Raw genomic sequence first — 13,533 nt, 5'->3', positions numbered from 1 at the left:
ATTAAAGTGTGTTAGTTAATACAAAATTACAAATTATTAAGCCTTTACAACGAGCTGTACAGTTTCCGTCGCAACTTGTTTTAGTAAAACATCAAACTGCCCTTCTATGCGTTTAACTGCAACATCGTCAAAATGTCTTATGGTATATAGTGAAACACCTTCTGTAAACGTTACCTTAAACTTTGCTTTTAAATGATTTATAAGGTTGTTTAATTGTCTAAACTTGTTATCTACACATACTGAAAAACTAATAGCAGAATTTTGAATTAAATCTACCTTCATTTGATATTTATGAAACAAGCTAAATATCTCACTAATGTTATCTTCAACAATAAAACTAAAATCTAATGATGATAAAGAAATTAATACTTGATTTTTCTTTACTATAAAGCAAGGTGTGTGTGGAACTAAAGTTTGTCCTTTGCTAACAGCTGTGCCTTGTGTTGTAGGGTTTAAAAAAGACTTTACGTATAATGGAATTTCCTTTCGTTGTAATGGTTGTAATGTTTTTGGGTGTATTACAGAGGCACCATAAAAAGCCAATTCAATTGCTTCTTCATATGAGATTTGCTCTAATAATGTAGTATTTTCAAACTCTCTAGGATCTCCATTTAAGACACCTTGAACATCTTTCCAAATTGTAACACTTTCAGCATTTAAACAATACGCGAAAATTCCTGCAGTATAATCGGAACCTTCTCTGCCCAGTGTTGTTGTGTAGTTGTTATCATCTGCACCTATAAATCCTTGTGTTATCGTAAGAGAAGATTTGTTTACTTGTGCTTGTATAGCTTCCTGAGATGTTTCCCAATTTACCTTAGCGTCCCTATAGGTGCTGTCTGTTTGTATACAAGACCTAACATCTAGCCATTGGTTTTCTAATCCTATATCTTGTAGGTAATTAGATATAATAGTGGTTGATATTAGCTCACCATAACCAACAACTTGATCATAAACAAAATCATATTTTGGTGATTTGTTATGCTTTAAGAATCGTTTTAAATCAGAGAAAAAGGCACTTACTTTTAAGTAAACCTCATGACTTCTGTTTGAAAATAACTCGTCTAATATAACTTGATGATACATTTCCAGGTCATTAATTTCCTGAGAAAGCTGTGATTCCTTATTAAAATAACAAGAAATAACACGCTCTAAAGCATTGGTGGTTTTTCCCATAGCAGAAACAACTACAACTTTCTGTTTATGACCTGTAACTTTTAAAACTTCAACAACATTTTTTACGCCTTCGGCATCTTTAACAGATGCACCTCCAAATTTAAATATGTTCATTTTTTATAGTCAGTTAGTTTGTAGTATAATTATTAAGTTGCTCTTTGTTCATTTGTACCAAATGCCAATCTTTAAGTATTGTTGCTCCGCTGCGCTCATAAAACTTAATGGCATTAGTATTCCAATCCAGAACTACCCATTCTGCTCGGCCAACACCTTCTTGTTTTGCATAGCTAATAACCTGTTTAAAAAGAGCGTTACCCAATCCTGTTCCTCGTTTTGAGGCTCTTACTACTAAATCTTCAAGATGAAGTGTTTTGCCTTTCCAGGTAGAGTACCTAAAGTAAACAAGTGCCATACCTTCTATAATATTATTTACTCTTGCTACAAAACAAGTAAATAAAGGCTGTTTACCAAAGCCATCATTAATGAGGTCATCCACAGTAATATCTACTGCGTCTGGCTCTTTTTCAAACGTGGCTAATTCCTGTATGAGTTCTAAAACAAAAGGCATATCGTCTTTTGTGGCAAGCTCAATAGTGATGTTTTTGCTATTCATAGCCTGCAAATATAGTAGAGACAAATCATTTAAGTTTAACGAAAACGTTGTAGACCTTTTATTTTTAGATATTTTTGTGAAAAATATCACTAGCAGACCATCTTATGAATAAGACTTTTCAAACATTAGGCGAATTTATCATCGAGAACCAAAGTGAATTTGCATACTCCTCAGGAGAACTCTCTCGCTTAATTAATTCTATAAGGCTAGCTGCAAAAGTGGTGAACCACGAAGTAAACAAAGCAGGTTTGGTAGATATAACTGGAGCTGCAGGAGATACAAATATACAAGGTGAAGACCAACAAAAGTTAGATGTGTATGCAAATGAGCGTTTTATACAAACCCTTACCAATAGGGAGATTGTATGTGGTATTGCGTCTGAAGAAAATGATGATTTTATAACTATTGAAGGGCATAACGAAGACCACCAAAACAAATATGTAGTTTTAATAGATCCTTTAGACGGTAGTTCTAATATAGATGTAAACGTATCTGTAGGAACTATTTTTTCAATTTACAGGCGAGTTACAAAATCTGGAACTCCAGTAACAATCGACGATTTTTTGCAAAAAGGGAATCAACAAGTCGCGGCAGGCTATATTGTTTATGGTACCTCTACTATGATTGTTTATACAACAGGTCATGGTGTTAATGGATTTACATTAAATCCTGCAATAGGAACTTATTACTTATCTCACCCTAATATGAAGTTTCCAGAAGATGGTCATATATACTCCATAAACGAAGGAAACTATATACAGTTCCCACAAGGTGTAAAAGATTATATTAAATACTGCCAGGAAGAAACAGAAGATGGAGAGCGTCCTTATACCTCAAGGTATATAGGCTCACTTGTGTCAGACATTCATAGAAATATGATAAAAGGCGGTATATACATTTATCCAGAAACCTCAAAAGCTCCAAATGGTAAACTAAGGTTGTTATATGAATGTAACCCTATGGCATTTCTAGCAGAGCAAGCAGGAGGAAAGGCTAGCAATGGCTACCAAAGAATTATGGATATACAACCAACAGAACTTCACCAACGAGTTCCTTTTTTCTGCGGAAGTAAAAACATGGTCACAAAAGCAGAAGAATTTATGGAAAAAAGCAGTAATTCATAGAGTTATTTAAGCGTTTTATATATTTAGTTCCATATTTGCTTTATATTCGTTAACAAAAGTTTATCCTTTAGTTTACCCAAACTATTATGTCAAAAAAAGAAACAACTACCGATCAAAACGGAATTATAGATTCTACATCAAAGTTAGAAGCTATAAAAAATCTCATATTTGGTGAAAATATACAGCAATACGATTCAGAATTTGAAGCTTTAAAGAAAGACATTGACGCCAAAAGAGAAGCACTGCAAAACTATGTAGATGAAACTCGAGATGAGTTAATGAAAAGCATAGACTCTTTAAGTACAGATGTAAATATTAGAATTACTGAATTAGAAAGTACTCTTGAAGATAAAGCAGAAGACTTACAAGCTAAAAAAGTAGACAAAGACACTTTGGGAGATCTCTTAATTTCTTTGGGAGAAAAGATTCAAAAAAAATAGCATCATAAACGCCAATCATGGTGAATGAAAGCGATAAGCTCAAACTACTAAAAGAACTACTACTTACAGACGACACAACGTTTGCAAATAGAATATCTGAGCGTATAAATCATTTAGAAAATCACCTTAATGATAATGATAGGCTTTCTAAAAATGTAAAACCCATAATAGAGGAAGAGCTTGAGCATTTTGTAAAAGAAATGCCTAAAACATTGGGGCCAACAATCACCAAAACTCTTAAGGCAGAAATAAAAAATAGCAAGGATGAAGTTGTAGAGGCACTCTTTCCCATTTTAGGTAAGATGATTAAGAAATATGTAGCTCATGAAATGGAGCTGCTAAAGGAAAGCATAAACTCTAAGACCAAATCTATATTTTCTTTTGCAAGCTTTAAACGCAAGGCAAAATCTAAAATTACAGGAATAAGTGAAGAAGATTTAATTGTTAGTGAACTTGCAAATCCTAAAATTGAAGAAGTATTTGTTATAGAAAAAGGCTCAGGTATTGTAGAAGGTCACTATAGCATTAACCAGCATATAGATAAGGATATGGTTTCTGGTATGATTACCGCCATAAAAAGCTTTGTTGAAGATGCTTTTTCTGGAAAGGCAGAAAACTTAGAGGCAATTTCTTATGAGTTATATACTATTCATATTCAGAATTTTCATAAAAAGTATATCGCGGTTGTTGTTTCTGGCAGTTATACGATTATGTATAGAGAAGTATTAGAAGATAAGTTATTAGATTTTTACGAAGCCTTATCAAAAAACAAAGCAGATAAAACCTGCGATAATATATTAGAAGAATTTTTTGAAGATGAGTAGCGCAAAAAAAATAGTCATACTGGGTCAGTTTGGAGTTGGTAAAACCTCCTTAACAAGACGTTTTGTAGATCAGGCTTTTTCTGAAGACTACTTAGTTACATTAGGTGTACAGATAAAAAAGAAAACATTAACTCTTAAAAATGGAGATGAGTTATCTTTAATAATATGGGATATAGAAGGCACCCGTTCTGTAAAAGATACTAGAGCATCATATCTGCTAGGATCACAAGCAATAATATATGTGTTTGATGTAACTAGAATTGAAACCTATGAAAATTTAGCTGAAGAGATAGAGATCTTAAAACAACACAATATCCCTATTAAGGTATTGGCTAATAAATCAGATTTAGCCGACATTAAGTCTGTCTTAAAATATGTAAAAGAACATAACCTTGATATAAATTACTTTACAAGTGCTAAATCTGGAAAAAATGTAGATAAAGCTTTTAATGAACTTGCAAATGAGCTTGGCGTATGACAAATTCAACCAGTATTTATTCTAGAATAAACACACAAGAAGTGTTTTGCGACCTAGAAGGAAAAATTATCGATTTCAACAATAACATCTTCAATTTTAAAAAAGGAGATAATATTTTTGAAAGCCATCCATTTTTTGAAAGCATTGCTGCAGTAATTGTAGATAATCCAAATACTATAGATTCATTTCCTTGTGTTCATTTAGACATTAATCAACAAGATAGGATATGCGATGTCTCTTTTAAAAAAGAAACACACCAACTTACAATTACATTAATAGACTATACAGAACCTTATAAGGAATTAAATACAATAGCTCAGGAACGAAATGAATCTATTATTGCTAAGCAAATGTTGGTGCTAAAAAACCAGCAGTTAGAACAGCAAAACAGGTTTAAAAATAAATTCCTAGCTAATATAAGTCACGAAATAAGAACACCTTTAACTGCTATTGTTGGCTTTTCAGAATTATTAAAAAAAACCAATCTTAATTTTGAACAATTAGGATTATTAGATGTAATTACCAACGCTAGTGAGCAGTTAACTGCTACAATTAATGATATGTTGGATATTGCCAAGATAGAGTTAGGTGAGCTTAAAATTTCGAATGAAGAGATAAATTTAAAAGAAGTTATACTAGATATAGCTAAGGTTTACAAAGAAAAAGCTAAAAGTAAGGGCATAAATTTTTCTGTAGAGTATGATGAGGAAATCCTTAGTAATACTATAGGAGATAAATTAAGAATTCAACAAGTATTAGGTAACCTTTTAGAAAATGCCATTAAGTTTACCAATGTTGGTAATGTCTCTTTGGTGGTTAAGAAAAGTTTTCAAAGAGCTAATAAAATAGGTGTAGATTTTTATGTAGAAGATACTGGGCAAGGTATTCCAGAAGATCATTTACGTAGTGTTTTTGAAAGTTTTCATCAAGTAAATGCTTCAGAAAAACAAAAGGGTACGGGCTTAGGTTTGGCAATTACAAAAACTTTGGTGGAAGCCTTAGAAGGAAAAATACAAGTAGAGAGTGAGCTAGGCAAAGGCAGTCAGTTTAGAATGTATTTACCATTTAAATTAAACTTAAGAACGTCTCCAAAAACAATAGGTAAATCTATAGAGACATCTGTATTTAAAGACAATAAAAAATACAATTTATTACTTGTCGATAACAGTGAAATTAACCAACTGTTAGTTGTAAAATCCCTTTTAAATCATGGTGGTTTTTATGTAGATGTAGCTCAAGACGGAGAAAAAGCCCTACAATACATTCAGGTAAGAGATTATGACATTATTCTTATGGATCTTAAAATGCCAAACTTAGATGGTTTTGAAACCACTAAGGCTATACGTTCATTAAAAGATAGAGATTTAAAGAAAATACCAATAGTTGCACTTACTGCTTTTGCCTCTCAAGATCAAAAAAAAGCTTGTCTTAAAGCTGGAATGAACGCATATATATCTAAGCCTTTTAAGCAAGAGGAACTTATTTCGGTGGTCGAAAAAATCTTTTTAAAAGCAAATAACAAATAGAGATTCTATCTTAGGAAATCTTTTTGAAAGTTTAAAATAAAGCAAAACAATACCTAAGAATTTATTAAAAGCTTTATCAAACTAGGCATTATGATTAATTTTAGTCAAATGCCAAAACAACCATTACTTCAGTTTAATTCAAAAGGAATTTATTGTGCAGCAGCCAAGGTATATCTAGATCCTTGGAAGCCTGTAGATAAGGCTATTATTTCCCATGGTCACGCAGACCATTCACGTTGGGGTCATAAACAGTATATTACGCATACAAGTAACGTTGCAATTATTAAGCATAGGCTTGGCCAAGACATAAATGTAAATGGTGTAAAGTGGGGCGAGCAATTTGTAATAAACAATGTGAAATTTAGCTTATTTCCAGCAGGTCATATTATAGGAAGCTCCCAAATTAGAGTAGAGCATAAAGGTGAAGTTTGGGTGTTTACGGGAGATTATAAAACAGAAGATGATGGTATTGCTGTGCCATATGAGCCTATAAAGTGCCATTCATTTATAACAGAATGTACCTTTGGCCTTCCAGCATTTAAATGGTTGCCCCAAAAACAAGTGTTTAATGATATTAATAATTGGTGGCAAGACAATCAAGACAACGGTCAAACTTCAGTGTTGTTTGGATACAGTTTAGGAAAAGCACAACGTTTGTTAAAGCATTTAGATCCTAGTATTGGTAAGATTTTTACTCATGCAGCCATTGAAAATATGACCGAAGTAGTAAGACCACTAGTACATATGCCAGAAACTATAAGAATTACAAGAGACACAAAAAAAGAAGATCTAAAAGGGCAAATGGTTTTAGCACCACCAAGTGCTCACGGTAGTCCTTGGATTAAAAAAATGGTACCTTATGTTACAGGAAGTGCAAGTGGTTGGATGACGTTTAGAGGAGCAAGAAGAAGACGCGCAATAGATAAAGGATTTGTGTTAAGCGATCATTGTGATTGGCAAGGGTTGCTCTCAAGTATAAAGGCAACTGGTGCAGAAAAAATTATTTGCACGCACGGTTATACAGATATCTTTTCAAGGTTTTTACAAGAACAAGGTTATGACGCCAGAACAGAAAGCACGCAATTTGAAGGTGAATTATCAGAACTTGAAACACAAAAAGAAGAGGCATCGTGAAACAGTTTGCATCACTTATTAAGACGCTTGATAGTACAAATAAAACCACAAAAAAAGTTGAGGCTTTAACACAGTACTTTAAAACAGCAAATGCAAAAGACAAACTCTGGACAATTGCCATTCTGTCTCACAGAAGGCCACCAAGGCCAGTAAACACAACATTGTTACGCCAATGGGCAAGTGAGCTGTCTGGAATTCCATTATGGCTTTTTGAGGAGTCATACCATATTGTAGGAGACTTGGCAGAAACAATAGCATTAGTAATTCCTAATGCAGAAGAAGATTCAGAGAAACCCTTATCTCAGTTCTTAGAAGAAATAGTTGCCTTAAAACCCCGAAGTGAAGAAGAGAAAAAAGAATATGTAGTTGAAAACTGGTCGACCTTAAACTATTATGAACGTTTTGTGTTCTGTAAACTTATTACTGGTAGTTTTAGGATTGGTGTAAGCCAAAAATTAATGACACGAGCATTATCTAAAGCTACAGAAATAGACGAAGATATCTTGGCTTATAAACTTATGGGAGATTGGACTCCAAAATCCACTACTTTTCAGGAGTTAATTTTAGAAGAAAATGAAGAAGACTACCTAAGTAAGCCCTATCCATTTTATCTAGCTTATGCTATCGAAGGTGAACCAAAAGATTTAGGTAATGTAAAAGATTGGAGTGCAGAACATAAATGGGATGGTATACGAAGTCAAGTTATTATAAGAAATGACGAGCTTTTTGTGTGGAGTAGAGGCGAAGAGCTGGTGACAGATAAATATCCAGAATTTCAAGTGTTTACAGAGGCAATACCTAATGGCACTGTTATAGATGGTGAGTTGCTCCCATTTCCTAATGGAGAAATTGGCTCTTTTAATGATATGCAAAAGCGTATAGGTAGAAAAACAGTATCTAAGGCGCTTTTAAAGAAAGTGCCTGTTATCTTAAAGGCTTATGATTTATTAGAGTGGCAAGGAGAAGACTTAAGATCTAAACCATTTATTGAACGTAGAAAGGTTTTAGAAACTTTAGTTAATAACGTTCAGACAGAAACATTGCCTTTACAGCTAAGCGAGCGTATGAGTTTTTCCTCTTGGGAAGAAATGGCTAAAGAACGAGAAACGTCAAGAGATAAAAAATCTGAAGGCTTGATGCTAAAACGACTAGATTCACCGTATTTAGTTGGTAGGAAAAAAGGCGATTGGTGGAAGTGGAAAGTAGATCCATTAACAATTGATGGCGTATTAACTTACGCAATGAGAGGTCATGGAAGACGAAGCAACCTGTTTACAGACTATACGTTTGGATTATGGAATGATGATAAAACAGAACTTGTAACCTTTGCAAAAGCCTATTCTGGACTTACAGATGCTGAGTTTAGAAAAGTTGATACTTGGATTAAGAAAAATACTATTGAACGTTTTGGTCCTGTAAGAAGTGTAAAGCCTCATCATGTTTTTGAAATTGCTTTTGAAGGGATTGCAGAGTCCAAAAGACATAAAAGTGGAGTAGCTACCCGTTTTCCGAGAATTTTAAGATGGCGACAAGATAAACCCTTAGAAGAGGCAAATACTTTAGAAGATTTAAAACGCTTAATTCCTTAAATTCAATAGTAATATGAATAGAAAGGAACTTTTATTAGTAGCAGAGCAGTGGTTTAAAGATCAAGGATGGTCGCCTTTTCCTTTTCAAAAACAAACTTGGCAAGCTTTTTTAAAAGGACAACATGGGTTGTTAAATGCACCTACTGGAAGCGGAAAAACCTATGCGCTTTGGTTTCCAATTTTGCTTAATTACATAAAAAACAATTCTGAGTATAAAACCAAACATAAAAAAGGGCTAAAAGCTATTTGGATTACGCCATTAAGATCGTTATCACAAGAAATAAAACAAGCAAGTGAGCGTGTTATAAATGGTTTAGACTTACCACTTACAGTAGGTATTCGTACTGGAGACACCTCTCCAAAAGATCGGGCTAAACAAAAACGAGCAATGCCAGACCTGCTAATTACAACACCAGAAAGCTTACAACTATTGCTTTCCTCTAAAGGTTATGATAAGGTATTTAAAGATTGCTCAGCTATTGTAGTTGATGAATGGCACGAGCTTCTAGGCACAAAACGTGGCGTACAAATGGAGTTAGCCTTATCAAGATTAAAAACAGTTGCTTCCACACTAAGAATTTGGGGTATTTCTGCTACAATAGGTAATTTAGACCAAGCTAGAGAAGTACTCTTGGGACCACAAACAACGGCGTTTCAAAATTCAGTATTAATAAAGGCAAACATTAATAAAAAGATTGTTGTTAAGAGTATTATTCCAGATAAAATGGAAACATTTCCTTGGCGCGGTCACCTTGGTCTTCACTTATTAGATGAGGTAATTCCTATCTTAAAAGCATCAAAATCTACGTTATTATTTACAAATACACGTAGCCAATGTGAAATTTGGTTTCAGAGAATATTAGAAAAATATCCTGAATTTGCTGGAGAAATGGCAATGCATCACGGTAGTATAAATAAAGATACAAGACTTTGGGTTGAAGACGCCATAAGAAACGAAACCCTAAAAGCAGTGGTTTGTACATCGAGTTTAGATTTAGGTGTCGATTTTGCTCCAGTTGAAACTATAATTCAAATAGGCGGACCAAAAGGTGTTGCCAGATTTTTACAACGTGCAGGTCGTAGTGGCCACCAACCAGGAAAAACGAGTGTAATACATTTTTTGCCAACGCACGCTATGGAATTGGTTGAAGCTTCTGCATTGCAAAAAGCAGTAAAAACGAAGGCGGTTGAAGATAGGTTACCGTACCTTTTAAGCTACGATGTTTTACTTCAGCATTTAACAACTTTGGCGGTGTCTAATGGTTTTCTTCCAAAGGATATCTACCCAGAAATAGCTTCAACATTTTGCTTTCAAGGTTTAACTCAAGAAGATTTTCAATGGCTCTGCAACTATTTAGTAATGGGCGCACAGTCTTTACAGGCCTATGATGAGTATAAAAAAGTTGAGGTAGAAGATAATGGATTGTTTAAGGTAAACAATAAAGGTGTTGCTATGCGACACAGGTTGCAAATTGGGACCATTGTTGGAGATGCAAACCTTACTGTAAAATATCAAACTGGCGGCTATATTGGTATGGTAGAAGAATATTTTGCCTCTAAACTTACACGAGGTGATGTTTTTACGTTTGCTGGTAGAAACCTTGAATTTATTAGGATTAAAGGAATGCAAGTTCACGTTAAAAACAGTAATAAAAGGACAAATAGAGTGCCTGCCTGGATGGGCGGCCGCTTAACGTTTTCTGCTCAAATGTCTGAGTTGCTACGTAATGAATTGTATTTGGCGGCTACCAACTCAAATAAGCAATCGAGAGAGCTTAAATCGCTGGCGCATATATTTAAACAACAACGTAAAGAAAGCTGTATTCCTAAAGACAATCAATTTTTAATTGAAACTTTTAAAACAAGAGAAGGCTACCATAATGTATTTTATCCCTTTGAAGGCCGTTTTGTACACGAGGCTATGGGAAGTTTATTAGCTTATCGTATAAGCTTACTGTCTCCCATCACATTTTCATTAGCCTTTAATGATTATGGTTTCGAAATACTTTCAGATAAAGAGGTAGATATTAATGAGGTAATTGATAATAACTTATTTACATCAGAATATTTATTAGATGATCTTCAAAACAGTTTAAACGCTACAGAAATGGCAAGGCGTAAGTTTAGAGATATAGCGGTAATAAGCGGTATGGTCTTTACAGGCTACCCAAACCGATCTGTAAAAATGAAGCACTTGCAAAGTAATTCGCAGTTATTATTTGATGTATTTAGAGATTATGAAGCAGACAATTTACTCTTTCAACAGGCTTTTAGAGAAACTTTTGAGCATTCTTTAGAAGAAGGCAGATTAAGAGAAGCCTTAGAGCGAATAAAATTACAGCAGATAGTATGGAAACCTTGCAGCAAACCAACTCCATTTAGTTTCCCTATAATTACAGACAGGTTACGTGAAAAGCTTTCCTCAGAAAAATTAGCAGACCGCATTAAGCGAATGATTGCCACGCTTTCCAAATAATTTACTGCTTTGCACCATCTAAATTTAATTTTTAAGAATTAAAAGCTGTATTAAATTATATTCAACGTATTCAAAAAGATTTTCTTTTAATGTATTGTAGGCAAAGAGCATTCCCATAACTTTGTGAGGTGAATAAGCCAATTACTATACAAAACCACAATTTTACGCTTCACCCAAGCGGAGCTATGTATTGGCATGAAAGAGAAATGCTATTAATTTCTGACGTGCACCTAGGTAAGGTTTCACATTTTAGAAAACACGGCAGTGCAGTACCTAAAAAAGCAATTGCTAAAAACTTTGAAAAACTGCAAGATGTTATACAAAGTTTTGCTCCTAAAGTAATTTGTTTTCTTGGTGACCTTTTTCACAGTAACCTTAATACAGAGTGGAATCTTTTTGAACAATGGACAAGTACTCAAACTGCAGCTATTGTCTTGGTGGTAGGTAATCATGATATTATTTCTCCAGACAGATATGAGGAGTTGGGTGTAAAGCTTGTATCTGAGTGGGTTTTAGACGGCTTTCTTCTTACCCATATACCAGAAGAAAGAGATGCGCTATATAATTTTTCTGGACACATTCATCCAGGTATAAAATTAAGAGGAATAGGCAGGCAATTTTTAAAATTACCAGCCTTTTTTCAAAGAAAATGCCAACTTATCCTACCAGCTTTTGGAGAGTTTACAGGTAACTATATTATGACTCCAGATAAAGACGACGTTGTATTTGCTGTTACTCCAGAAGAAGTTATCCTGGTAAATACTCAAGAGTAATCTATTTTACTAAATCTTTCTTAAGCTCCGAAAAAGCTTAATAATCAGCTTTATATTTGTCTATATTTGTGAGAATGGCACAACAATTAGTATCTCGTATTTTATTACAATTAGAGTTTCCTAAAGATTCTGGTCCTGTTTATACAGAGACCTTGCCTGGCAGTTTTCCTGTAGAGCCATTTAATACTTTCAGCAACATTATTTTCCTGGCAATTGTTATTTATTTTGGAGTTAAGATTTATAACTCTAATCAAACCCATAAATTTTTAGGCTATTGGGTTCTTCCAATTTTATTTATAGGTTATGTTGGCGGCACATTATATCATGGATTAAGAAGTCACGAAGCTTGGCTTTTAATGGATTATGTGCCAATTTTAGTGCTTACAGTATCTGCAGTATTCTATTTTATTTTCAAATTTTCAAAATCTTGGTGGCGACGCTTATTACTAGCTGCATTTTTTGTTGGTGGCTCATTTGGCCTTCGGTTTTTGCCGTTTCCAGTAAGATATAAAGAATCTATAGGCTATATAATTACAGCTGTTAGTGTACTATTGCCCATTTGTCTTTATCTATTTAAGGTAAACTTTAAACATGGAGTTTGGGTAGCGTTGTCTGCATTCACCTTTGCTTTGGCTGTTATGTTTAGAATTTCAGATAGGTTTGAGTTTTTATCAATGGGAACACATTGGTTATGGCATTTGGCAGGTGGTACAGCAGTTTTTTTTATGTTTAATTTTATCTATTTAGATAGACATCAAAAAGTTAATTACTAATGGACTTTAATGCTGAAATAATATTAGAAGATGTAAGGGTAAAACTAAGTCCGCTTTCAAAACAGGCTACAAAGCACTTGTTGCAATATTCCTTAAATGAACCCGAAACTTGGACCTACTCATTACAGCAACCAAATTCAGAAGTCGCTTTAGAAACTTACATACAAACGGCATTACAAGCTAAAAAAGAAGAAAAGGCATATCCTTTTATAGTTACAGATAAACGCGATAATAGTATAGCTGGATCTACAAGGTTATATGATATAAATCGTTATCATAAAACCTGTTCTTTGGGCTATACGTGGTATGGTAAAGCTTACAGAGGTACAGGCTTAAATACCCATTGCAAATATCTGTTGCTAAAATTTATTTTCGAAACGCTACACTTTGAACGCGTGGAATTTAGGGCAGATTATAATAATGCGCGAAGCATAAAAGCAATGAAAAACATTGGAGCTACTGTCGAAGGTGTTTTACGAAATAATTGTACAGCTCCAAATGGCCGCAGAGATAGCATTGTGCTTAGTATTTTAAGTAACGAATGGTTTGAAGAAGTACAACCAATGATATTAAAAAGATTAAATACTGAATAGACTCTCATAAAATC

The 13,533-nt window shown here is 34.0% G+C and carries 13 protein-coding genes; 11 read left to right on the top strand and 2 right to left on the bottom strand.

The genetic code is table 11. The annotated features are described in order from the left end of the window. Nucleotides 1-36: 36 nt before the first annotated feature. Together CL818_RS08025 and CL818_RS08020 are read right to left on the bottom strand one after the other, a co-directional pair. On the bottom strand, nucleotides 37-1,290 hold the full coding sequence (locus CL818_RS08025; RefSeq protein ID WP_272972985.1) for an aspartate kinase: 1,254 nt from the start codon (nucleotides 1,288-1,290) through the stop codon (nucleotides 37-39). 13 nt (nucleotides 1,291-1,303) lie between these two features. Then, nucleotides 1,304-1,789, bottom strand: coding sequence for a GNAT family N-acetyltransferase (locus tag CL818_RS08020; protein ID WP_219359960.1), 486 nt, complete (start codon nucleotides 1,787-1,789; stop codon nucleotides 1,304-1,306). Nucleotides 1,790-1,893: 104 nt separating this feature from the next. On the opposite strand from CL818_RS08020, the gene fbp reads away from it, so the two are divergent. The 11 genes from fbp to CL818_RS07965 all read left to right on the top strand — a co-directional run bounded on the left by fbp (nucleotide 1,894) and on the right by CL818_RS07965 (nucleotide 13,519). Continuing rightward, nucleotides 1,894-2,913 carry a class 1 fructose-bisphosphatase gene (gene fbp / locus CL818_RS08015; protein WP_219359865.1) on the top strand — a complete coding sequence of 340 codons (1,020 nt, stop codon included), beginning with the start codon at nucleotides 1,894-1,896 and terminating at the stop codon, nucleotides 2,911-2,913. An 86-nt stretch (nucleotides 2,914-2,999) separates the two neighbouring features. Then, entirely contained in the window at nucleotides 3,000-3,353 is a 354-nt protein-coding gene (locus CL818_RS08010; protein ID WP_013186226.1) for a fructose 1,6-bisphosphatase, read from the top strand. 17 nt (nucleotides 3,354-3,370) lie between these two features. Continuing rightward, nucleotides 3,371-4,177 carry a hypothetical protein gene (locus CL818_RS08005; RefSeq protein WP_013186225.1) on the top strand — a complete coding sequence of 269 codons (807 nt, stop codon included), beginning with the start codon at nucleotides 3,371-3,373 and terminating at the stop codon, nucleotides 4,175-4,177. Further along, nucleotides 4,170-4,655 (top strand): Rab family GTPase, encoded by a 486-nt coding sequence (locus tag CL818_RS08000; RefSeq protein ID WP_013186224.1) that lies wholly within the window; start codon nucleotides 4,170-4,172, stop codon nucleotides 4,653-4,655. Before CL818_RS08005 ends, CL818_RS08000 begins: the two co-directional genes overlap by 8 nt. Beyond that, nucleotides 4,652-6,181 (top strand): hybrid sensor histidine kinase/response regulator, encoded by a 1,530-nt coding sequence (locus CL818_RS07995; RefSeq protein WP_272972986.1) that lies wholly within the window; start codon nucleotides 4,652-4,654, stop codon nucleotides 6,179-6,181. Before CL818_RS08000 ends, CL818_RS07995 begins: the two co-directional genes overlap by 4 nt. Before the next feature lie 90 nt (nucleotides 6,182-6,271). Next, complete coding sequence (locus CL818_RS07990) at nucleotides 6,272-7,315, top strand: ligase-associated DNA damage response exonuclease (RefSeq protein WP_272972987.1); 1,044 nt, start codon at nucleotides 6,272-6,274, stop codon at nucleotides 7,313-7,315. Then, on the top strand, nucleotides 7,312-8,904 hold the full coding sequence (locus tag CL818_RS07985) for an ATP-dependent DNA ligase (RefSeq protein WP_272972988.1): 1,593 nt from the start codon (nucleotides 7,312-7,314) through the stop codon (nucleotides 8,902-8,904). The genes CL818_RS07990 and CL818_RS07985 overlap by 4 nt, the downstream gene beginning before the upstream one ends. Nucleotides 8,905-8,917: 13 nt before the next feature. After that, on the top strand, nucleotides 8,918-11,380 hold the full coding sequence (locus tag CL818_RS07980; RefSeq protein ID WP_272972989.1) for a ligase-associated DNA damage response DEXH box helicase: 2,463 nt from the start codon (nucleotides 8,918-8,920) through the stop codon (nucleotides 11,378-11,380). A 128-nt stretch (nucleotides 11,381-11,508) separates the two neighbouring features. After that, the gene (pdeM, locus tag CL818_RS07975) at nucleotides 11,509-12,153 is read left to right on the top strand and encodes a ligase-associated DNA damage response endonuclease PdeM (RefSeq protein WP_272972990.1); all 645 of its coding nucleotides are present in this window, start codon (nucleotides 11,509-11,511) and stop codon (nucleotides 12,151-12,153) included. Between the two features lie 74 nt (nucleotides 12,154-12,227). Then, a complete protein-coding gene (locus CL818_RS07970; RefSeq protein ID WP_272972991.1) occupies nucleotides 12,228-12,926 on the top strand; it encodes a hypothetical protein in 699 nt (232 codons plus the stop codon). Continuing rightward, nucleotides 12,926-13,519: a GNAT family N-acetyltransferase gene (locus tag CL818_RS07965; protein WP_272972992.1), complete on the top strand. Its 594-nt coding sequence runs from the start codon at nucleotides 12,926-12,928 to the stop codon at nucleotides 13,517-13,519. The genes CL818_RS07970 and CL818_RS07965 overlap by 1 nt, the downstream gene beginning before the upstream one ends. Nucleotides 13,520-13,533: the final 14 nt, after the last annotated feature.

Source organism: Croceibacter sp., from assembly GCF_002716225.1.
Lineage (GTDB): Bacteria > Bacteroidota > Bacteroidia > Flavobacteriales > Flavobacteriaceae > Croceibacter > Croceibacter atlanticus.
The sequence above is the reverse complement of the archived record's forward strand: the minus strand, read 5'-3'. Positions and strand labels throughout refer to the sequence as shown.